Here is a 19,462-nt window from a genome sequence, read left to right on the forward strand (position 1 = left end):
CATGCCTAACTCAAGAAACTCGAACTCGGGAAACTTCGCCAACGATCGAACCAAGGCCTCTGAAGCCGGTCGCAAAGGTGGGAAAACCACCACCACGACGGTCGACAAAGAGCCTGCGAAAACCGAAATGGGCCGCAAGCCAGCTCAGAAGTCGAAGTAGTCGGTGAGGTAGTTTTGATTGAGAGGCGGGGGTGCAAGCCCCCGCTTGAATTTGCAGAGATAGGAGGGCGCGACCATGAGCCGGATGGCCACCCAGATACGTCGTTTCAGTTTTGCCACGCTGTTGGGTTTGTTCGCGGGCACAGCATTCGCCCAGTCGCCTGCCGACTTCATCAACGATGCGTCCGCCAAAGGCATGGCCGACATCGAAGCCAGCCGTCTGGCGCACCAGAAAGCCGAATCCAAAGAGGTCAAGGATTACACCATCGTCGTGATCAATGACCGCACCACGGCCAACCAGCATCTGGCGAAGATCGCGAAGAAACTCGATCTGCCGGTCGCTCCCCGTGAAGAAATCGCCGACAAGGCCAAGAGCATGATCCCGGAGGTTAAAGACGGTGAAACCTTCGACCAGGCCTACGCCGCGAGCCAGGTGAAAGCGACCGAAGAGGCCATCCAGCAGATCCAGCAGGAAGCGCAGTCGACCGACGTGCCGGAAATCAAGGCATTTGCCGACGAGACGCTGCCAAAACTGCAAAGCCATCTGGAAATGGCCCGGGCGCTGCAAGCCAGTCGCTGACACCAACTGCCAATCAAAAGATCGCAGCCTGCGGCAGCTCCTACATAGAACGGTGTAGGAACTGCCGCAGGCTGCGATCTTTTGCTTTGTTCAACTTTACTTAGCAGTCATTCAAATCCTGCTTCGGCTTGCTCTTCTCTCCCAGCCCCTCAAGGTTGAACACCTCGCTTTCCCCCAGGCTGCGGTAATGCTTGCGCAGCGCCTCGAGTTGTTTGAGATCCAGCGATTCCAGGCCGAGCATTGCGTTCTGCGCTTCCTTGTTCACCCGCAACAACTCATCGAGTTTCAGGTGCAGGATGTCGGTATCGCGGTTCTGCGTGTTCTGGATCAGGAACACCATCAGAAAGGTGATGATTGTGGTCGAGGTGTTGATGATCAGTTGCCAGGTGTCATTGAAATCAAAAATCGGCCCACTCAACCCCCACAGAAAAATCAGGATCAATGCGCCCATGAAGGTTTTCGGGCTACCGGCCCAGAGGGCCAGGGTCTGGGAGATTTTGGCGAATTTCATTGCGGTGTTCCTTATTGGGAGAGCTTGAAATTCAGACATCCGGGGCGCGATGAAAATTCTACTTACAAATGGCGACTGCCAATAATTGTGAGGGCGAAGACATCCCTTGCAATAAGCCCGTCTGGAACTGCCCGCAGCGCTACCTGTATTGTGACGAACCGCTGAAGTGTTCCGACAGGAGAACGCAATGAGTTGGTCCGCCAGACAATACGTCGCTTTCGAAGATGAACGCACCCGCCCGGCACGTGATCTGCTGGCGGCGATTCCCACGGTTCAGGCGCGATCGGTGGTCGATATCGGTTGCGGTCCGGGTAACTCCACCGAGCTGCTGGTGCAGCGTTTTGAGCAGGCCCAGGTCAGGGGTCTCGATAGTTCGCCGGACATGGTAAACGCCGCGCGCAAGCGCCTCCCGCAGTTGCAGTTCGAGGTCGCAGAAATCGATAGTTGGGGGGATCAAGGCCCGTTCGATGTGATCTTCGCCAATGCAGTGCTGCAATGGGTGCCGGATCACGCTACGTTGCTGCCGGCGTTGGCGGGTAAGCTTTCGGACGGTGGCAGTCTGGCGATCCAGATGCCGGACAACCTCAACGAGCCTTCCCACCGATTGATGCGTGAAGTCGCCGCCAACGGCCCATGGGCCGCCAAGCTGGCTGGCGCCGCCGGGCAGCGCACCGACATGGCGAGTGCCAGCGATTACTTCTCGATGTTGCGTCTGCACTGTTCGCGGGTCGATGTGTGGCGCACCACCTATCACCATCAGTTGTCCGGTGGAGCGGCGGGGATCGTGGAGTGGTTCAAGGGCAGTGGCTTGATTCCGTTTCTGAGCCCGCTGAGCGAAGAGGAGCAGGCGCAGTATCTGCAGCAGTATCTGGCGGCCGTTTCCGAGGCGTATCCGGCGTTGCCGGATGGTTCGGTGCTGTTGCCGTTTCCACGGCTATTTATCGTCGCGACTCGGTAACGGCAAACACCCATTCTGTGGCGAGGGAGCTTGCTCCCGCTGGACTGCGGAGCAGGCCCAAGATATTCGGGGCGCTTCGCGCCCCAGCGGGAGCAAGCTCCCTCGCCACAATGCATATGCCGCGAATTAGCGCTGCACCGCCACCAACAACATCATCGGCCGCTCCCGCTCTTCAGCCAGCGCTGGTTGCGCGGTCACCTCCGCATCGCTCGGGCCCCATTCGTTGACGTGGCGAATGGCAAAACCCGCCGCGATCAACGAATTCAACAGCGTGCCAAGCGTGCGGTGCTGCTTGATCACCCCGTCGGCCAGCCAGTGGGTTACCCGCTCGCCTTCCATCTGATAACTGTCCAGCGGCCAGCGCTTGCGCCCATCGCTGTCGACCAGCCAGCCTGGATTGCGCGGGGCCATGAAGATCGGATGTTCGATGGAGAACACAAAATACGAGCCCGGTTTCAACGCCCCGTACAGATGGGCGAACAGTCCGGCCAGATCCTTGATGTAATGCAGCGCCAGCGAACTGTAGGCCAGATCGAAACTGCAGGCCGGCAGGTCGATGTGTTCAAGATCGGCGCGTTCATAGCGGATATTCGCCGCCGTAGTGGTTTCACGCGCGCGCTCCAGCATCTTTTCCGAGACATCCAGCCCCAGCACATTGGCGGCACCGTGTTCACTGGCCCAGCGGCTGAACCAGCCATAGCCGCAGCCGAGGTCGACCACATTCAAGTCGTGCATCGATGGCAGCAAAGCCTTGAGCGCCGGCCACTCCGGCGCGGCATCGAGGCCGCCGATTGAACGGTTCATCTGGCTGTAACCGTGAAAAAATTCGGGGTCGTCGTAAATGTTTTGCGTCATGGGGGAAGTGCTCTTTTGAGTTCGGTCATCGGCGGCACAGAGGCCGCGCCATGGAGTCCCTCGAAAGTCAAAACTCGTATTCGTCGATGGCCGCGCAGGGGGAGGGTGGTGGGTGATGGAGAAATGCTAGCGGAGGGCCCGATTTGCATTCAACCTTGCTGCAAGACCTTCAACGCTGCCGAGGCCAGAAACCCCGAACGACTTTTTTCTTCCGGGTGATGAAGCACATATTCATCTATGCGGTTGAGCAGATAGCCGGGCAGTGTGATGTTGAGTTTCTGCGCCTTGCCCAGGTATTTGGTAACGTCGATATCAACCACAGCCCAGGCACAACCGGAGTACTGCGGGTTCGCTACGTGCACGCCAAGCTTGCTGGCTGGCGGGATCGACGCACCGTCCTCGGCCAGAATTTCGAAATGCCCCTCAATGGCTTCACGAGCCATCGCGACGGCATCATCCAGATCATCGCCGGCAGAAAAACAGCCGGGAATATCCGGCACTTCCACTCCCCAGGCGTGTTCTTCATCACCTATTGAAATTGCGATCGGGTAAAGCATGTTCGTGGTCCTCCTGGGCGCTGTTGGCGGAGTAAGTCAGAGCAGCGCCTGTTTCATAATGCTGATGGCCGTTTTCTTTAGCAGGTCTTTCTTCGGGTGCGGCACCGTCACCAGTCCAGGCTTGACGGGATGTTTAAAGTGATGATGACTGCCTTTGACCCGCACCAGATACCAGCCGTCTGCGACGAGTTGACCGATTAAAAAGCGGCTATTCACAACACCTCCTTGTGGTGTGCTTGGTGGGTACTATAACTACTGATTTTTTTTTATCAACACCATAACCACCGAGCGGTCATCGACTTTTAATTGGCTCGCTGGCAAGGTCCAGTCTAGGCTGGGGCTTCGCGTTGGGATGATGCGTGTGTTGCAGGCCTTTACGGGGCAATGCGGACAAATCCCGGACACAAAAAAACCGGCCCTGTAGGCCGGTTTTTCTGTTCCTGCATCCCCCGTCATAATACGACGTGAGACCTGAGTGAGTGGAGCGGGTAGAGGGAATCGAACCCTCAACTAAAGCTTGGGAAGCTTTCGTTTTGCCACTAAACTATACCCGCTCAGAGCGGCTGACTTTGTACCAGAGTCGGGCGCGGATTTGAAGTTTTTCTTTTGCTCGCAGCGCGTTACAGCATTGAAAACGGTCATTCGCGGGCAAATCTGCAGGACAATGAATGCTGGTTTTTCAGCCCCACAGACTCGCTCGCGACGACGCTTTTTCAAATGGCCAATGCATGGTGATCCTGGACGAACGCGTAACGCGTTCGGCTCGACTGCGTTGAGGGTTTCAGGAAACCAAGCAGTGCGTTCTGGCTATCGCGGCACGCAGCCTTGTGCTCCATGTCGAGGAAGTGGCCGGTGGCCTGCAGCGTGGTGAAGGTGCTGTGCGCCACATGGTTGCCGAATATCCGGGCGTCTTCGGCGGCGGTGTATTCATCCCATTCGCCGTTGAGAAACAGCACCGGCACGTTGATCTTCTTCGCCGCATTCAAATAGCACTGACGATCGCTGTGCAGCACGTCACTGATGTGAAAGTGCATCTGCCCGTATTCGTGCTCGGCCAGGCTGCTGACGTGGCGATAGTTGAAGCGCTTGAACAGTGACGGCAAGTGTTTACCGATAGTGCTGTTGACCAGGTGCCCGACGCGGTCGCCGTCGCGCTGGCCGAGGTAATCGACACCGCGCTCCAGGTAATCAAGCATGTGTGCGTTGATCACCGGCGAGAACGAGCTGATCACGGCTTTCTCGATACGCCGCGGCTGTTGCGACAGGGCAACCAGGGTGGCTGCGCCGCCCCAGGAAAACGACAGCACGTGTTCGGCGCCGAAGTGGTCGATCAGCTCCAGCAGGATCTGCCCTTCGACTTCCTTGGTCAGATGTTTCTCGTGACGGTTGTGGATTTTCGACCGGCCCGCGTAGGGCTGGTCGTAGCAAACCACGTTGAATTGCGGGTGCAGGTTTTTCACAGTCTGTGCAAACGACGCAGTCGTGGCCATCGAGCCGTTGACCAGGATGATGGTCTTTTCTGCGGCGTCTGCGCGATAGAACTCCGTGTAAACCCGATACTGACCCTGTATATCCAGCACAGCGATTTCTGGCCTCATGTCATAAGACTCCTGGCAAGCAAGCGGGTATGCGCGCAAATAGAGATTGCACGAGCTTTGTGACAGGTAGGCATACGCCTGGAATTTGCTTGGCCCATGTCGATCCATGACTGCGGTCGACGGGTGTTGTTATTGGCGGGCAGTCTGCCGGCTGAGGCGCAACCCAGAGGGCTGACGACCGGCAAAAAGTTTCTTGGATGTATGGTGTGACTAATCGGTCACAATTTGGCCGACGTCCTGATTCAAGCAGTGGGATGGGGATCGCGCAAGTGCCGTTGGTAAATTGTTCGACAACTTCTGCTGAGCGGTCGCCGGCTTAGAACAAATGGATCTCTTCGGTGCGCAAAGCGCGGTACTCGCCCGGTTTTAGCGCGTTATCCAGCGACAGCGGGCCCATGGATTCGCGGTGCAGGCGCAACACTTTGTTGTTGAAGTGACCAAACATGCGCTTCACCTGATGGTAGCGACCCTCGACGATGCTCAGGCGCGCCACTCGCGGGCCGAGCACTTCGAGTTGCGCCGGCTGCGTGGTCAGGTTTTCGAAGGCGAAGTAGATGCCATCGGCAAACGCCAGCGCGTATTGCGGCCCGATCTCCTGTTCGGTCTCGACGTAATAGACCTTCGGCAGTTTGGTCTGCGGTTGGGTCAGGCGTCGCGACCAGCTGCCATCGTTGGTGATCAGCATCAGCCCGGTGGTGTTGAAGTCGAGGCGACCGGCGATGTGCAGGTCGTCCTTGTCCGGTTCATCGATCAGGTCAAGCACGGTCGGGTGCTGCGGATCGCGAGTGGCACTGACGCACCCCGGCGGCTTGTGCAGCATGAAGTAGCGTGCCGGTTTGCCGAGTTGCAGGACTTCTTCATCGACTTCGACGCGGCTGAACTCCAGCACTTCGCTGTGCGGGTCGCTGACGACTTTTCCGTCGATCCGCACGCGCTTTTCCACCAGCAACAGGCGAACCTGCTGACGGTTATAGCGGGGCAGGTTGCTGAGGAAGCGGTCGACGCGCATGGTCAGAAATCGGCGGACAAAGGGTCGCGTATCTTACGGGATCGGTCGCGCCGCTGCTTGCAGTTGCGCTTCGACCTGCGCGCAGCGCGGGCATAGGCAGGATTGATTGCGCAGTTCGGCCGGAAGCGCTTCGAGCACTGCCGGGTCGATGCTTACGCCAAAGCACCAGCAGGCCTGGTCGGCGGTGCGCGGATCGGCCAGGCTGCAGTCGTTGCGCGCGCCGCAGGCGGGGCAGAGGTCGGGTTTGATGTCGGAATCAGGCATAGGACGAGTAAGGCATTTCCACGCAATTGCGGTTACGGCCAGTTTGTCTGGCCTGCTACATCGCATGATCGGCCCGAGACAGCAGGGTATGCAAGGTGTCATCAGCATGTACGGTGGTGGCACCGATGTATTCCTGGGCATTACGCAGGCTAACTGTGGGAGCGGGCTTGCTCGCGAAGGCGTCCTGTCAGTCAGTGATTCGTCACTGACCCACCGCTTTCGCGAGCAAGCCCGCTCCCACAGAGCATTTTCAGTGTGACTGACACCGCTGATCTGAAGCTTTTCCGCGCCCGGCACTTGCCCCAGACATGACAGTCAAAAACTGTGTCGGCTGCGCTGTCCTGCTGCGGCCGTGGGTCTTTCAGGAGGCCGTCATGGGTATTTCAAAACTGTTACGTCGAGTGCTGCTGGGAGCGGTGCTCGGTTCAGGCCTGTCCGGGTGTTACTACTATGCCGGTCCTTACGATGCTTACCCTGCCACTTACTACTATCCAGGCTATTACTCGTCGTATTACTACGGCGGTTATTACGGTCCGCGCTACTACGGTGGCGGGCGCTATTACTACGGTGGTCACGGCTATCGCGGCGGCTACGGACGCGGTTATCACGGCGGCGGCTATCACGGTGGGCACCACTGATCAGTTGCTGAATGACAGTGGTTTCCAAATGAACAGGATTTCATCAATCACATGTTTCAACTTGTTACGGAAGCGCACCAGATTCGGAAAACGCTGTCAGATGTTTCGTCAGTCACCGAATAAACGACTGATGCCTGCCAGCGTCGCTGGTGCGGCTACCCGCGGTCCAGGAGGCCGCCATGTATCGACGAATTCTTCTACTTGCTGCGATGATGTTTTCCGTTGCCGGTTGCGCTCCCTACTCCTACGCAGACAGTTATTACAGCTCGGAGGTCTACACCTCACCCGCTCCGGCTTACTACAACACTGGCGGCACCTATTACAGCGGTGGCAGCACCTATTACTCGGCCCCGCGCTACTACCAGGCGGCCCCGCGTTACTATCAACCGGCTCCGCGTTACTACTCGGCGCCGCGCTACTACCAGCCAGCGCCACGCTACTACGAGAGTCGTCGCTGGCACGACAATGATCGTGGCCGTTGGGACGGCCACCGCGGTGGAGGTTGGGATCGTGACCGTGGCGGCCGTGACCATCACGGTAACCGCGGTGACCACGGCGGGCGAGGCGGTCGCTGGTAATCATCCGCAAACAAAAAAGCGGCGCATTGAGCGCCGCTTTTTTTGTGCCTGCGATTTACCGGGCGTTCAGTATTGCGTCAGATCCGCCAACGGATGCCGACCTTCCCAGACCTTGTGAAAATGCGCCTCGACCACCGCATCCGGCACGGTATTGATATCCGGCCAATGCCAGTGCGGTTTCTGATCCTTGTCTATCAATCGTGCGCGCACGCCTTCGCTGAATTCCGGGTGCCGGCAGCAATTGAGGCTCAGGGTGTATTCCATCTGGAACACTTCGGCCAGCGACAGATAGCGGGCGCGGAGGATCTGTTCCCAGACCAGATGCGCGGTCAGCGGCGAGCCTTCGCTCAGGGTTTTCGCGGCGCGGGCGATCAGCGGGTCGCTGCTGTCGCGTTGCAGGCTGATGGCTTTCCAGGCACAGGTGACGTCGCTGACGTCGAGCAGTTCATCGATCTGCTGACGCCGCGGCAGCCACTGCGCCTCGGGCATCTGCCCCACGGCTTCCTGTTGCAGGGCCTTGAACAGACTGTTGAGCTGCATGTCGGTCTGTTCCTGCCAGTTGAGTTGCAGCAGGCCTTCGATCAGCTGCGGTTGCTGCTCTTCAAGCAGGAAACGGTCGGCCAGATCCAGATCGATCGCATCGCGGCCGTTCATGTGTGCACCCGTCAGACCGAGGAACAAGCCGAGCTTGCCCGGCAACCGTGACAAAAACCAACTGGCCCCGACGTCCGGATACAAACCGATGGTGATCTCCGGCATCGCCAGGCGACTGCTCGGCGTGACGATCCGCGTGCTGGCGCCTTGCAACAGGCCCATGCCGCCGCCGAGCACGTAACCGTGGCCCCAGCAAATCAGCGGTTTGGGGTAGGTATGCAAGCTGTAGTCCAGGCGATACTCGGCGGCGAAAAACTGCGCCGCCAGTGGCGGGACTTCACCGGGGTGGGCCCGGCAGGCCTCCACCAGGCTACGCACTTCGCCGCCGGCGCAGAACGCCTTGGCGCCGTTGCCGCGCAATAGCACGCAGACGATTTGTGGATCCTTGGCCCAGGCGTTCAGCTTGTCGCTCAGGGCGTTGATCATCGGCAAGGACAGCGCGTTGAGCGACTTTTCAGCATCCAGGCTGGCGATCCCGAGACGGGCGCCGTCGGTGCCGGTGAGTTCTTCGAAGTGCAGATTCATCGTGACCTCGATCGGGAATTTGAACGATCAGTATGATCGCTGTGTGGGAAAGTGCCGGATCTGCGTCAGATCAATTGACAAGCGTGGTCGGCTTTCCTAGGGTTCGCCCCATTGTTTTTGCCGGGTATGACCATGACTGCTGACGACCGTATCAAACTCGAACCGAGCTGGAAGGAGGCACTGCGTGCTGAGTTCGACCAGCCATACATGGCAGAGTTGCGCAATTTTCTGCAGCAGGAGCGGGCTGCCGGCAAGGAAATCTACCCGCCGGGCCCGCTGATTTTCAATGCGCTGAATTCGACGCCGCTGGATAAAGTCAAAGTGGTGATCCTCGGCCAGGACCCGTATCACGGCCCGGGCCAGGCCCATGGCTTGTGCTTTTCGGTGCAACCCGGCGTGCCGGCGCCGCCGTCGCTGGTCAATATCTACAAAGAGTTGAAGCGCGACTTGAACATCGACATTCCCAACCACGGCTACCTGCAGAGCTGGGCCGATCAGGGCGTGTTGATGCTCAACACCACCATGACTGTCGAGCGCGCCAATGCCAACGCGCACAAGGACAAGGGCTGGCAGTTCTTCACCGACCGGATCATTGAGGTGGTCAGCGAACGCCAGCCGCATCTGGTGTTCATGCTGTGGGGGGCACACGCGCAGAGTAAGCAGAAGCTGATCGATGCGACCAAGCATTTGGTGCTGACGTCGGTGCATCCATCGCCGTTGTCGGCTTATCGTGGCTTCCTCGGCTGCGGGCATTTCAGTCGGACCAACAAGTTTCTCGAGCAGAATGGCGAAGCGCCAATTGAGTGGCGTCTGCCGCCGATTTGATGGGTTGAATGGGCGGGCCCCTTCGCGAGCAGGCTCGCTCCCACAGGTTCCTGTGGTTGCCACAGATTGTGTGAACACCTCAAAACCCTGTGGGAGCGAGCCTGCTCGCGAAAAGGGCGGCGCGGTATTACTCGGGATTACGGTTCCAGTATTTGAACAACGGCTCCGCCAGAAACAGTACAAACAGCAGCCGCATCACCTGCATCGCCGTCACCAGCGGCACCGACAGTTGCAGGGTCTCCGCCGTCAGACTCATCTCGGCAATCCCACCGGGCATCATGCCCAACGTCAGCGAACGCAGATCCAGATGGGTCAGCGCACTCAAGCCCAGCGCGGCCAATGTGGCGATCAACATGGTCAGCGCCGTGCCGATCAGCGTACGCCCCATGAATGACGGCGCGCGGCGGAAGAACTGTCGATTGAAGTGACAGCCCAGCCCGCTGCCGATCAGCCACTGACCGATCTGGCTGCCGCCGTCCGGCAGGCCGATGTGCAAATCCCAGGCAATGCTCACCGTGGCACTGACCAGCAACGGCCCGAACAGCCACGGATTGGGTTGACGCAAACGCTGCCAGAGCCAGGCGAGCAGGGCGCCCGTGGGAAACAGAATCGCCAGCCAGCGCCAATCGACGTTGCCGGCGTGGGAAATCGGTGTGCCGTCGCCCAGCAGATACTTGAACGCGGCCGGCACGCACAGCACCACCACCAGCACCCGCAGACTCTGCCCCGCCGCGACATGGCTGAGCAGCGCGCCATTGCGCGCGCCGAGGTTGACCATCTCCCCGGAACCGCCGGGCATGCTCGAGAAAAATGCCGTGGCGCGATCTTCGCCGGTACGCCGCATCAACCACACGCCGACCACCGCCGACAGGCTGGTGACCAGCGCGCCGAAGAAAATCAAACCGAAATGACTCAGTACCTGCTCCATCACCAGCGGCGTGAAGTGCAGGCCGATGCCGATGCCGACGATCCATTGGCCGCATTTGCGCCCGCCGGGGATCTCGGTCAATTGCCAGGGTGTCAGGCAGCGCACCAGGATAATCGCCAGCAGCGAGCCGACCATCCACGGCAGTGGCCAGCCGATCTGGCTGGCGATAAAACCGCCAAGCAGACCGACCAGCGGGGTCGCCCACCAGCTTCGGAGGGAGGAGCGATCAGACATCGGCGATGGCGCGTTGCGCCGCCGAGCGTTTGCGCCAGATGCGCAGCAGCGGCATCAGCAACATGATCGCGGTCAGGATCCACACGCCGAAAGTGATCGGGCTCGACCAGAGGATTTCCAGCGCACCGTTGGAGATCGACAGTGCACGACGCAGGTTCTGCTCCATCAGCCCACCGAGGATGAACCCGAGCAGCACGGGCGACAACGGGAAATCCAGCTTGCGCAGGATGTAGCCGAAGATACCGATGCCGACCATCAGGAACAGGTCGAAGGTGGTCGCATGCACGGCGTACACGCCGATTCCGGTGATGATCGCGATCACCGGCACCAGTGCCCAGTTCGGCACGGCGAGGATGCGGGTGAAGATGCGGATCATCGGGATGTTGAGGATCACCAGCATGATGTTGGCGATGAACAACGAAGCGATCAGGCCCCAAACGATGTCCGGTTGCTGTTGGAACAGCAGCGGCCCCGGGGTGATGTTGTACAGCGACAGCGCGCCGATCATCACGGCGGTGGTGCCCGAACCGGGTACGCCGAGGGTCAGCATCGGCACCAGTGCGCCGCAGGCCGAAGCGCCGATTGCAGTCTCAGGAGCGGCGAGGCCACGGGCGTCACCCTGACCGAATTTGCCGCCGGCACCGGCGATGCGTTTTTCGGTCATGTAGGCCACGGCACTGGCCAGCGTCGCGCCGGCACCCGGCAACACGCCCATGATGAAACCCAGCAGGCCGCAACGGATGTTCACCACGAACACCGACGCCGCTTCCTTGAAGTTGAACATCATGCGTCCGGTGGCTTTCACCGCTTCCTGGCCACGATGGGTTTTTTCCAGCAGCAGGAGAGTTTCACTGACCGAGAACAGACCCAGTACCAGCACCACGAACTGGATGCCGTCGGTCAGGTGAATGTTGTCGCCGGTGAAGCGGTATACGCCGCTGTTGGCGTCGATGCCCACGGTCGACAGAAACAGCCCGATCAGCGCCGCAATAAAAGTCTTCAGCGGACGATCACCGGCCATGCCGCCAAGGCAGACGATCGCGAACACCATCAACACGAAGTATTCCGCCGGACCGAAGGCAATCGCCCATTTCGCCAGTAACGGGGCGAACAGCACCATGCCGCAGGTGGCGATGAACGCACCGATGAACGAACTCCATGCCGACAGCGACAGCGCGACACCGGCCAGACCCTGGCGCGCCATCGGATAGCCGTCGAGGGTGGTCATCACGGTGGAGGCTTCGCCCGGAATGTTCAGCAGGATCGAGCTAATCCGCCCGCCGTATTCGCAGCCCAGATACACCGCCGCCAGCAGAATCAGCGCCGACTCCGGTGGCAGGCCGAGGGCAAAGGCGATCGGGATCAGCAGGGCCACGCCATTGATCGGACCCAGGCCCGGCAACAGCCCGACCACGGTGCCGATCAGCGTGCCGGTCAAGGCCGTGACCAGGTTGTACGGGCTCAGCGCGACGCCGAAGCCCTGCCCCAAATAACCGAGAGTATCCATATCAGTTCTCCAGAACGTCGAGCAGGCCCAAAGGCAGCGGAACGTCCATCAGACGGTCGAACAGCAGGTACAGACCGATGGCCATCAATGTCGTGACCACAATGCTTGGCAACCAGCGACCGCCATACAGGCGCGCCATCGGGATGCCGATCAGGATGCTGCTGAGGATGAAGCCCAGCGGTTCGAACAGGCCGGCGAAGACCAGCAGCAACAGCACGCAGATGCCGATCTTGGTCAGGGTTTCGCGATCCAGCGGCGGCTCGTCTTCGCTGTGTTTGATCGGTGCAGGGCGGAACACCATGTACAGCAGCGCCACGCCCATCAGGCCGAGCATCAGCAGGGGAAAGGCGCGCGGGCCGACCGGTTCGTAGGAAAAAGCCGCTTGATACGGCCACGCCATCAGCGCCAGGCCGACGCAGGCCAGCAACAGCACCGAGGCGAAAATGCGTTGTAAGAGCATGGGAAACTCCTGTGCCGAGGCCTCGATGCGCGAGGCCGCAGCCGCTAGACAGAGACGATCACTGAATCAGGCCGAACTCTTTGGCCAGCACTTTGTAGTCCGCGACCTGCTTCTTCACGTAGGTGTCCAGCTCCGGGCCGGTCATGGCGAACGGGAACAGTTCACGCTGATCGCGCAGCTTGGCGAACTCTTCCGAGGCCAGCAGTTTGTCGAAGGCGTCCTTCCACCAGGCGTAGTCTTCGTCGCTGACTTTTGGCCCAAGGTAGAAACCACGCACCACCGGCCAGACGATGTCGTAGCCCTGCTCTCGCGCGGTCGGGATGTCTTTCATTTCCGGCTCGTCGATGCGTTTATCGGCGAACACCGCGAGCAGCCGCATGTCACCGCTCTGGATATGCGGCATGGAGTCGGAGATGTCGGTACTACCCACCTGGATGTGACCGCCGAGCAGTGCAGTAGCGATTTCGCCGCCGCCTTCGAGGGCGACGTAACGCAGGTCACGCGGGTTGATCCCGGCAGCCTTGGCGATCAGTGCGGTCTGCATCCAGTCCTGGCTGCCGACGGTGCCGCCGGAACCGATCACCACGGAGCTCGGATCTTTCTTCAGGGCTTTGACCAGATCGTCGAGGGTCTTGTAAGGCGAATCGCTTTTCACCGCGATGGCACCGTAACTGGTGCCGACGGCGGCCAGCCAGCGCACATTGGTTTCATCGAAACGACCAAACTTGCCTTGCGCCAGATTCAGCAGCGAACCGCTGGACCACGCCACCAGCGTGCCGGCGTCGGCCGGGCGCTGGGCGACGACCGCGTTGTACGCCACCGCGCCGACACCGCCGGGCATGTAGGTCACGCGCATCGGTTTGGTCAGCAGTTTTTCGTTGACCAGCGCGCTCTGCGCCAGTTTGCAGGTCAGGTCGAAACCACCGCCGGGGGAGGCCGGGGCGATGCATTCCGGACGTTTCGGTTCGGCCATCAGTTGGCCGGCGAACAACATGACGCCAGCGGCCAGAGCAACTTTACGCAGTGATAAGTTCATCTATGTCTCCTTGGGAGTTGTTGTTATGGACGTACTGAATTACCAAAGGGCAATGCTATAGCTCACCAGCAGACGCACTTCATCGGCATCGCGAGCGGAGTAGTTGGAACGGTAGGTGGCATTACGCAGGCGTACGGCAACGTCCTTCAGGGCGCCGCTTTGTACTACATATTTGATCTCGGTGTTGCGCTCCCACTCTTTGCCTTCTTCGCCATTCTTGAGCTTGATGTTGTCACCGCTCAGGTAACGGCTCATGAACGACAGGCCGGGGATGCCGAGGCGGGCAAAGTCGAAGTCGTAACGCGCTTGCCACGAGCGTTCTTCGGCACCGGCGAAGTCGTTGATCTGCACGAAGTTGACCAGGTACGGGTCGCTGCCATCGACATACGGGAAGGCGCTGTCGCCGGACATGTGCTGATAACCGGCGGTGAACTTGTGGCCGCTCAGGGCGTAGCTGACCAGACCGTTGAGCGAGCGGTTGTCGATCTCGCCACCACGGGCCGCGCCCTGATCGTCACTGACGGCAAAGCGCAGGTCGGTGGCGAAGGTGCCCGGGCCCATCGGCCGCGAGGCAACCAGACCGAAGAAGTGCTGGTTATAGACTTCGTCGAGCTGGGCGAAGTGGTAACTGCCGGTGATCTTGTCGGTGAACTTGTAGTCCACGCCGGCGAAATCGAAATGCTTGCCGGCCACGGTGCCCGCGAAGCGGCTGTTCTTGTTGTTGAGGGCGATGTCCTCGAAATCGGTGCTGTCGCGATCCTTGGCTTTCTCCAGACGCCCACCGGTGAAGGTCAGGTTCTTGAGCTCTTTGGAGGTCAGCAAACCACCTTCAAACGTCTGCGGCAGGATGCGCCCGTCATTCGGTTTGAGGATCGGCAGTTCCGGCATCAGGCTGCCGATTTTCAGTTCGGTGGCGGAGATTTTCACTTTGCCGGTCAGGCCGACTTTCGAGTATTCGTTCGCCGCGCGCCCGTCATCGTGGGTCGGCAACAGGCCGGTGCCGGTACGATCCGGGCTCGAATCAAGCTTGACGCCCAGCATGCCCAGCGCATCGACACCGAAGCCCACGGTGCCGTCGGTGTAACCCGATTGCAGGTTGAGCATGAAACCCTGCGCCCATTCATCCCGCTTGCTTTGCTGGGCACTGGTGCCGTCGCGAAAGTCGCGGTTGAAGTACATGTTGCGGGTTTCGAAGGTGGCGGAACTGTCTTTGATGAAGTCGGCGTAGCTCAGCGGCGAGAAACCGGCGAGGGCAGCGGTGCTGGCGAGGGTGGCGTGGCGCAAACGAGAAGGACGAACAGGCGTGGGAGCCTTGGTCTGCAAGGACGGCATGCGGGTGTACTCCGTTTATTGTTCTTATTGGTCGAAAACGCTTCGAGGCGTTTTTCGTATCGCTGTGTGGCAGCAGCGACGGCAGTCGAAACTGTCCGTGACCGGACTCTAACGGGCTAACCTTTCGCTAACCTTTCAGCTGGATTTCGCGGGTTTCGGGCTTCACAGCGGCGGTTGCGGCTGTAAACTCCGCGGCAAAGAGTGGCGTCGGCCATCCCTGAATGAGGTAGAGATCCATGCGTGTTCTGCTCGTCGAAGACCATTTGCAACTGGCCGAAAGCGTCGCCCAGGCGCTCAAGAGCACCGGTCTGACCGTGGACGTGTTGCACGATGGCGTGGCCGCCGACCTGGCGCTGGGCAGCGAGGAATACGCGATGGCGATCCTCGATGTCGGCCTGCCGCGCATGGACGGTTTCGAGGTGCTGGCACGCCTGCGCGCACGTGGCAAGAACCTGCCGGTGTTGATGCTGACAGCGCGCAGCGATGTGAAGGACCGCGTACACGGCTTGAATCTCGGCGCTGACGATTACCTGGCCAAACCGTTCGAACTGACCGAGCTCGAAGCCCGGGTCAAAGCTCTGTTGCGGCGCAGTGTGCTCGGTGGCGAGCGTCAGCAGCGCTGCGGCGTGCTGGCCTACGATCTCGACACCCGGCGCTTCAGTCTCGGCGAAGAACTGCTGACACTGACCTCCCGCGAACAAGCCGTGCTCGAAGCGTTGATCGCCCGCCCGGGCCGGGTGATGAGCAAGGAGCAACTGGCGGCACAGGTGTTCGGTCTCGACGAAGAAGCCAGCCCCGATGCCATCGAAATCTACGTGCATCGCCTGCGCAAGAAACTCGACGGCCAACCGGTGGCGATCGTGACCTTCCGTGGCCTCGGCTACTTGCTGGAAAGCCGCGATGCATAAGCCCAGCAGCCTGCGCTGGCGGTTGCTGTGGAACCTCGCGTTGTTGCTGGTGGTGCTGATGCTCGCCAGTGGTCTGAGCGCGTACTGGAACGGGCGCGAAGCCGCCGACACCGCCTACGACCGCACCCTGCTGGCCTCGGCGCGGACCATCGCCGCCGGCCTGTCGCAGCGCGACGGCACCCTCAGCGCCGACGTGCCCTACGTGGCGCTGGACACCTTCGCTTACGACAGCGCCGGGCGGATTTACTACCAGGTCAACGACATCCACCAGAAGCTGATTTCCGGCTACGAAAACCTGCCCGGACCACCACCCGGTACGCCAAGAACTGACGATTATCCAGCGCTCGCGCGCTTCTATAACGCGACCTATCGCGGGCAGAACGTGCGCGTGGTCAGCCTGCTCAAAGCGGTCACCGAACCGAACATGAATGGCATGGCGGAAATCCGTGTCGCGGAAACCGATGAGGCGCGAGTCAGCATGGCCCGCAGTCTGGCGGCCGATACGCTGCTGCGTCTGGGCATGCTCGCGATCGGCGCCTTGTTGCTGGTGTGGTTTGCGGTGAGTGCCGCGCTGCGCCCGCTGGAGCGTTTGCGCACGGCGGTGGAGGAGCGTCAGCCCGATGATTTGCGGCCGCTGCCGCTGGTGGAAGTGCAACATGAATTGTGGCCGCTGGTGCGCGCGCTCAATCACTTCACCGAACGCTTGCGCGGGCAGTTCGAGCGGCAGGCGCAGTTCATCGCCGATGCCGCCCACGAACTGCGCACGCCACTGGCGGCGTTGAAGGCGCGGCTGGAACTTGGGCTGCGTTCGACTGAAGCGGAAACCTGGCGCACAACCCTGGAATCCTCTGCGCAAAGCACTGATCGCCTGACCCATCTGGCCAATCAACTGCTGTCGCTGGCGCGGGTGGAAAACGGTGCCCGGGCGATTGCCGAGGGTGGCGCGCAACTGCTCGATCTGAGTCAGTTGGCCCGCGAGCTGGGCATGGCTATGGCGCCGTTGGCTCATGCGCGCGGAGTCGCGCTGGCTCTGGAGGCGGATGAGCCGGTGTGGCTGCGCGGTGAGCCGACGTTGCTCAATGAACTGCTGAGCAATCTGGTGGACAACGCACTGGCGCATACGCCACCGGGCGGCAACGTGATTCTGCGGGTCGCGGCGCCGGCGGTGCTTGAAGTTGAAGATGACGGGCCGGGGATTCCGCTGGAAGAGCGTGATCGGGTGTTTGAACGCTTCTATCGGCGCAATCAGCAGGTTGCGGGCTCAGGGTTGGGGCTGGCGATCGTCGGAGAGATCTGCCGGGCGCATCTGGCGCAGATCACCTTGCACGATGGTGAGCAGGCCGGTTTGAAGGTTCGGGTGAGTTTTATTGCCGGATAAATGTGGTGTTGGTGCGGGCCTCTTCGCGAGCAAGCCCGCTCCCACAGGGAATCCACGCCGTACACAAATCCCCTGTGGGAGCGGGCTTGCTCGCGAAGGCCGCGCCGCGGTTCCGGATCAGTAAAACATCGTCCGCGATTCTTGCAGATCCGCGCACAACTCCTTGTTCTCCGGATCGATCCCAAGCTTCCTGAACGCCGGCACGCTGAGCGGGTCAATCCGCGCAATCGGATGATCGCTGTCCTTGTGACAATACAGACTCGCCACCTGCACCAGATCGACGTAATCGAGGTGCGCCGAGTCGCGTTTGAAATCCAGGTACAGCCCCGGCAACGCCACCAGTTGTTCGGGAAATTCCCAGACCCGCAACAGCTTGTCGCCCAGCAGCGGGTGAATGTGGTCGATCACATGGTTGAGGCTGACCGGGTCTGACAGCAGTTCGTAGTGATCTTCGGCATAGGTCAGAATCGGCAGTACGCCGATCTGATGCACCAGTCCGCCCAACGCCGCCTGATCAGGTTTGAGTTGGGTGTGCCGACGGCACAGGGCGTAGCTGACGCCGGCGATCTCCAGGCTCTTGCGCCAGACTTCGCGCATCTTCTGTTCGACCACCTCGGAGCGGGCGTGGAAGATCTGTTCCATCACCAGGCCGATCGCCAGGTTGCTGCTGTAGTTCACCCCCAGTCGGGTGATCGCGGTGTGCAGGTCGGTGACTTCCTGGGTCGCGCGCAGCAACGGGCTGTTGACCACTTTGATCAGTCGCGCCGACAACGCCGTGTCGCGGCCAATCACTTTGCTCAGGTCGCTGACACTGATCTCCGGGTCTTCGGCGGCCTTGCGAATTTGCAGGGCCACTTCCGGTAACGTTGGCAGAACCAGGTCATCGTTATCGATGGCCTCAACCAAATCCTGTTGGACCTTATCCGCCAGCTCGCTCATGTAGATTCTCTAGGGTGTTGCAACAAAAGCTGCGATCAGCGCTGGATTTCGCGGTCGCGATCCAGTTCGTAGGGCAGGTCGAGCAAATGCAGGGCTGGCCCTTCGAGGTCGCCCAGGTGCAGATCACCCGCTTCGGCAGCTTCGGCCTGCAACACCGCCAACAGTTCAATCTTTTCTGCGGCGCGGGCGGCAATCACCACTTCGCCGATGGCGCTGCTGTGGCTTGGGGCGAACAGCGGGGTGCCCGGCTCTGGCAGTTCAGTCGCGTCAAGTTCTACGCGATAGAGGCGACGCTTGAGCTTGCCCAAGTACTGCATGCGCGCGACGATTTCCTGGCCGGTGTAGCAACCTTTCTTGAAACTCACGCCACCGACGGCCTGCAGGTTGAGCATCTGCGGGATGAACAACTCGCGGGTGGTCGGCATGACCTGACCGATACCGGCGCGAATCTGCCCCAGCAGCCATTGGTTCAATTTGCCTTCAGGCAGGGCGGTGGCCAACTTGGCTTTGATGGCATCGGCTTGATCGGCCGGTACCCAGAGTTCGGCGCGATCCGGCGAGACGCGAATCGCGATCAGGCCTGCGTTGCGCACCACGCCGTCGGTTTCGCCTGGCAGGTTCAGACCCAGGCTGGCCAACGCGGCGTCGCCGTGCTCCAGGCCAAAACGCACCCAGGCGGCGCTTTCGTCGGTCAATTTGGATTTGGAGAACACCGCGTACTTTTTCAGATCCGCCAGTTGCGGCTCCAGCAGTTCACTGGCCATTGCCAGCAGCACGCCGTCACCTTCGAGCAGAATGCGGAAGCTCGACTGCATCCGGCCTTTTTGCGTGCAGCGCGCGCCCAGGCTGGCCTGGCTGTCGCTGAGGTAATTGATGTTGCAGGTCAATTGGCCTTGCAGGAATTTGCCGGCATCCACGCCGCGAACCGCGAGTACGCCTTCATGAGACAGGGTGCAGAAAAAAGCAGAATCGGCCATGGGTCATCGCAGGGTAAAAAGTCTGGGGCACATCATAAGGGCGCGTTGTTGA

The 19,462-nt window shown here is 60.4% G+C and carries 23 protein-coding genes and 1 tRNA gene; 8 read left to right on the forward strand and 16 right to left on the reverse strand.

The window, feature by feature from the left end:
• The first annotated feature begins 1 nt into the window (after position 1).
• Both V3W27_RS08820 and V3W27_RS08825 read left to right on the forward strand, forming a co-directional pair.
• On the forward strand, positions 2-160 hold the full coding sequence (locus V3W27_RS08820) for a KGG domain-containing protein (protein ID WP_003222499.1): 159 nt from the start codon (positions 2-4) through the stop codon (positions 158-160).
• A gap of 75 nt (positions 161-235) precedes the next feature.
• A complete protein-coding gene (locus V3W27_RS08825) occupies positions 236-739 on the forward strand; it encodes a DUF4142 domain-containing protein (RefSeq protein WP_330206404.1) in 504 nt (167 codons plus the stop codon).
• A 100-nt stretch (positions 740-839) separates the two neighbouring features.
• Here V3W27_RS08825 and V3W27_RS08830 read toward each other — a convergent pair whose 3' ends face one another.
• On the reverse strand, positions 840-1,250 hold the full coding sequence (locus tag V3W27_RS08830; RefSeq protein ID WP_047598058.1) for a low affinity iron permease family protein: 411 nt from the start codon (positions 1,248-1,250) through the stop codon (positions 840-842).
• Between the two features lie 187 nt (positions 1,251-1,437).
• On the opposite strand from V3W27_RS08830, the gene tam reads away from it, so the two are divergent.
• On the forward strand, positions 1,438-2,208 hold the full coding sequence (gene tam, locus V3W27_RS08835) for a trans-aconitate 2-methyltransferase (protein ID WP_330206405.1): 771 nt from the start codon (positions 1,438-1,440) through the stop codon (positions 2,206-2,208).
• Between the two features lie 126 nt (positions 2,209-2,334).
• Here the strand turns inward: tam and V3W27_RS08840 are convergent, their stop codons facing one another.
• From V3W27_RS08840 to V3W27_RS08870, 7 genes are all read right to left on the reverse strand, one after another.
• The gene (locus tag V3W27_RS08840; protein WP_330206406.1) at positions 2,335-3,063 is read right to left on the reverse strand and encodes a class I SAM-dependent methyltransferase; all 729 of its coding nucleotides are present in this window, start codon (positions 3,061-3,063) and stop codon (positions 2,335-2,337) included.
• Positions 3,064-3,212: 149 nt separating this feature from the next.
• The gene (locus V3W27_RS08845; protein WP_041070420.1) at positions 3,213-3,620 is read right to left on the reverse strand and encodes a type II toxin-antitoxin system HicB family antitoxin; all 408 of its coding nucleotides are present in this window, start codon (positions 3,618-3,620) and stop codon (positions 3,213-3,215) included.
• Between the two features lie 36 nt (positions 3,621-3,656).
• Positions 3,657-3,836, reverse strand: a complete 180-nt coding sequence (locus V3W27_RS08850) for a type II toxin-antitoxin system HicA family toxin (protein ID WP_247267805.1) — start codon at positions 3,834-3,836, stop codon at positions 3,657-3,659.
• Between the two features lie 264 nt (positions 3,837-4,100).
• Positions 4,101-4,174: transfer RNA gene (locus V3W27_RS08855), tRNA-Gly, on the reverse strand.
• A 159-nt stretch (positions 4,175-4,333) separates the two neighbouring features.
• Positions 4,334-5,218, reverse strand: a complete 885-nt coding sequence (locus V3W27_RS08860) for an alpha/beta fold hydrolase (RefSeq protein ID WP_330206407.1) — start codon at positions 5,216-5,218, stop codon at positions 4,334-4,336.
• 316 nt (positions 5,219-5,534) lie between these two features.
• Entirely contained in the window at positions 5,535-6,227 is a 693-nt protein-coding gene (locus V3W27_RS08865; protein WP_330206408.1) for a pseudouridine synthase, read from the reverse strand.
• Between the two features lie 33 nt (positions 6,228-6,260).
• Positions 6,261-6,491, reverse strand: a complete 231-nt coding sequence (locus tag V3W27_RS08870; protein WP_330206409.1) for a cysteine-rich CWC family protein — start codon at positions 6,489-6,491, stop codon at positions 6,261-6,263.
• A gap of 374 nt (positions 6,492-6,865) precedes the next feature.
• On the opposite strand from V3W27_RS08870, the gene V3W27_RS08875 reads away from it, so the two are divergent.
• Positions 6,866-7,129, forward strand: coding sequence for a hypothetical protein (locus tag V3W27_RS08875; RefSeq protein ID WP_330206410.1), 264 nt, complete (start codon positions 6,866-6,868; stop codon positions 7,127-7,129).
• Between the two features lie 179 nt (positions 7,130-7,308).
• Positions 7,309-7,707 (forward strand): hypothetical protein, encoded by a 399-nt coding sequence (locus tag V3W27_RS08880; RefSeq protein ID WP_007963255.1) that lies wholly within the window; start codon positions 7,309-7,311, stop codon positions 7,705-7,707.
• A 66-nt stretch (positions 7,708-7,773) separates the two neighbouring features.
• Here V3W27_RS08880 and V3W27_RS08885 read toward each other — a convergent pair whose 3' ends face one another.
• The gene (locus V3W27_RS08885; protein ID WP_330206411.1) at positions 7,774-8,886 is read right to left on the reverse strand and encodes an enoyl-CoA hydratase/isomerase family protein; all 1,113 of its coding nucleotides are present in this window, start codon (positions 8,884-8,886) and stop codon (positions 7,774-7,776) included.
• A gap of 132 nt (positions 8,887-9,018) precedes the next feature.
• Here V3W27_RS08885 and ung point away from each other — a divergent pair, with 132 nt between their 5' ends.
• Positions 9,019-9,711: a uracil-DNA glycosylase gene (gene ung / locus V3W27_RS08890; RefSeq protein WP_097086750.1), complete on the forward strand. Its 693-nt coding sequence runs from the start codon at positions 9,019-9,021 to the stop codon at positions 9,709-9,711.
• A 127-nt stretch (positions 9,712-9,838) separates the two neighbouring features.
• Here the strand turns inward: ung and V3W27_RS08895 are convergent, their stop codons facing one another.
• Genes V3W27_RS08895 through V3W27_RS08915 form a run of 5 tightly spaced genes read right to left on the reverse strand, consistent with a single transcriptional unit; the run spans position 9,839 to position 15,208 of the window.
• Positions 9,839-10,873, reverse strand: coding sequence for an AbrB family transcriptional regulator (locus V3W27_RS08895; RefSeq protein ID WP_027614451.1), 1,035 nt, complete (start codon positions 10,871-10,873; stop codon positions 9,839-9,841).
• A complete protein-coding gene (locus tag V3W27_RS08900) occupies positions 10,866-12,380 on the reverse strand; it encodes a tripartite tricarboxylate transporter permease (protein WP_330206412.1) in 1,515 nt (504 codons plus the stop codon). The genes V3W27_RS08895 and V3W27_RS08900 overlap by 8 nt, the downstream gene beginning before the upstream one ends.
• A gap of 1 nt (position 12,381) precedes the next feature.
• Complete coding sequence (locus V3W27_RS08905) at positions 12,382-12,840, reverse strand: tripartite tricarboxylate transporter TctB family protein (protein WP_027614453.1); 459 nt, start codon at positions 12,838-12,840, stop codon at positions 12,382-12,384.
• Between the two features lie 58 nt (positions 12,841-12,898).
• Positions 12,899-13,876 carry a Bug family tripartite tricarboxylate transporter substrate binding protein gene (locus tag V3W27_RS08910; RefSeq protein WP_115988033.1) on the reverse strand — a complete coding sequence of 326 codons (978 nt, stop codon included), beginning with the start codon at positions 13,874-13,876 and terminating at the stop codon, positions 12,899-12,901.
• 39 nt (positions 13,877-13,915) lie between these two features.
• Positions 13,916-15,208: an OprD family porin gene (locus V3W27_RS08915; RefSeq protein ID WP_330206413.1), complete on the reverse strand. Its 1,293-nt coding sequence runs from the start codon at positions 15,206-15,208 to the stop codon at positions 13,916-13,918.
• Between the two features lie 236 nt (positions 15,209-15,444).
• Between V3W27_RS08915 and V3W27_RS08920 the strand changes: the two genes are divergently transcribed.
• Together V3W27_RS08920 and V3W27_RS08925 are read left to right on the forward strand one after the other, a co-directional pair.
• Positions 15,445-16,116: a response regulator gene (locus V3W27_RS08920; RefSeq protein WP_003222545.1), complete on the forward strand. Its 672-nt coding sequence runs from the start codon at positions 15,445-15,447 to the stop codon at positions 16,114-16,116.
• Complete coding sequence (locus V3W27_RS08925; protein ID WP_027614456.1) at positions 16,109-17,494, forward strand: sensor histidine kinase; 1,386 nt, start codon at positions 16,109-16,111, stop codon at positions 17,492-17,494. The genes V3W27_RS08920 and V3W27_RS08925 overlap by 8 nt, the downstream gene beginning before the upstream one ends.
• Before the next feature lie 117 nt (positions 17,495-17,611).
• Here the strand turns inward: V3W27_RS08925 and V3W27_RS08930 are convergent, their stop codons facing one another.
• Together V3W27_RS08930 and ygfZ are read right to left on the reverse strand one after the other, a co-directional pair.
• Entirely contained in the window at positions 17,612-18,433 is an 822-nt protein-coding gene (locus tag V3W27_RS08930) for an HDOD domain-containing protein (protein WP_097086666.1), read from the reverse strand.
• Positions 18,434-18,468: 35 nt separating this feature from the next.
• Positions 18,469-19,410 (reverse strand): CAF17-like 4Fe-4S cluster assembly/insertion protein YgfZ, encoded by a 942-nt coding sequence (gene ygfZ, locus V3W27_RS08935; RefSeq protein ID WP_103368267.1) that lies wholly within the window; start codon positions 19,408-19,410, stop codon positions 18,469-18,471.
• Positions 19,411-19,462: the final 52 nt, after the last annotated feature.

The organism is Pseudomonas sp. AM14(2022) (assembly GCF_036346455.1).
GTDB lineage: Bacteria > Pseudomonadota > Gammaproteobacteria > Pseudomonadales > Pseudomonadaceae > Aquipseudomonas > Aquipseudomonas putida_A.

Coding starts and splice junctions, on each gene's coding strand:
- V3W27_RS08820 (WP_003222499.1), top strand. CDS start 2: ATGCCTAACTCAAGAAACTCGAACTCGGGAAACTTCGCCAACGATCGA.
- V3W27_RS08825 (WP_330206404.1), top strand. CDS start 236: ATGAGCCGGATGGCCACCCAGATACGTCGTTTCAGTTTTGCCACGCTG.
- V3W27_RS08830 (WP_047598058.1), bottom strand. CDS start 1,250: ATGAAATTCGCCAAAATCTCCCAGACCCTGGCCCTCTGGGCCGGTAGC.
- tam (WP_330206405.1), top strand. CDS start 1,438: ATGAGTTGGTCCGCCAGACAATACGTCGCTTTCGAAGATGAACGCACC.
- V3W27_RS08840 (WP_330206406.1), bottom strand. CDS start 3,063: ATGACGCAAAACATTTACGACGACCCCGAATTTTTTCACGGTTACAGC.
- V3W27_RS08845 (WP_041070420.1), bottom strand. CDS start 3,620: ATGCTTTACCCGATCGCAATTTCAATAGGTGATGAAGAACACGCCTGG.
- V3W27_RS08860 (WP_330206407.1), bottom strand. CDS start 5,218: ATGAGGCCAGAAATCGCTGTGCTGGATATACAGGGTCAGTATCGGGTT.
- V3W27_RS08865 (WP_330206408.1), bottom strand. CDS start 6,227: ATGCGCGTCGACCGCTTCCTCAGCAACCTGCCCCGCTATAACCGTCAG.
- V3W27_RS08870 (WP_330206409.1), bottom strand. CDS start 6,491: ATGCCTGATTCCGACATCAAACCCGACCTCTGCCCCGCCTGCGGCGCG.
- V3W27_RS08875 (WP_330206410.1), top strand. CDS start 6,866: ATGGGTATTTCAAAACTGTTACGTCGAGTGCTGCTGGGAGCGGTGCTC.
- V3W27_RS08880 (WP_007963255.1), top strand. CDS start 7,309: ATGTATCGACGAATTCTTCTACTTGCTGCGATGATGTTTTCCGTTGCC.
- V3W27_RS08885 (WP_330206411.1), bottom strand. CDS start 8,886: ATGAATCTGCACTTCGAAGAACTCACCGGCACCGACGGCGCCCGTCTC.
- ung (WP_097086750.1), top strand. CDS start 9,019: ATGACTGCTGACGACCGTATCAAACTCGAACCGAGCTGGAAGGAGGCA.
- V3W27_RS08895 (WP_027614451.1), bottom strand. CDS start 10,873: ATGTCTGATCGCTCCTCCCTCCGAAGCTGGTGGGCGACCCCGCTGGTC.
- V3W27_RS08900 (WP_330206412.1), bottom strand. CDS start 12,380: ATGGATACTCTCGGTTATTTGGGGCAGGGCTTCGGCGTCGCGCTGAGC.
- V3W27_RS08905 (WP_027614453.1), bottom strand. CDS start 12,840: ATGCTCTTACAACGCATTTTCGCCTCGGTGCTGTTGCTGGCCTGCGTC.
- V3W27_RS08910 (WP_115988033.1), bottom strand. CDS start 13,876: ATGAACTTATCACTGCGTAAAGTTGCTCTGGCCGCTGGCGTCATGTTG.
- V3W27_RS08915 (WP_330206413.1), bottom strand. CDS start 15,208: ATGCCGTCCTTGCAGACCAAGGCTCCCACGCCTGTTCGTCCTTCTCGT.
- V3W27_RS08920 (WP_003222545.1), top strand. CDS start 15,445: ATGCGTGTTCTGCTCGTCGAAGACCATTTGCAACTGGCCGAAAGCGTC.
- V3W27_RS08925 (WP_027614456.1), top strand. CDS start 16,109: ATGCATAAGCCCAGCAGCCTGCGCTGGCGGTTGCTGTGGAACCTCGCG.
- V3W27_RS08930 (WP_097086666.1), bottom strand. CDS start 18,433: ATGAGCGAGCTGGCGGATAAGGTCCAACAGGATTTGGTTGAGGCCATC.
- ygfZ (WP_103368267.1), bottom strand. CDS start 19,410: ATGGCCGATTCTGCTTTTTTCTGCACCCTGTCTCATGAAGGCGTACTC.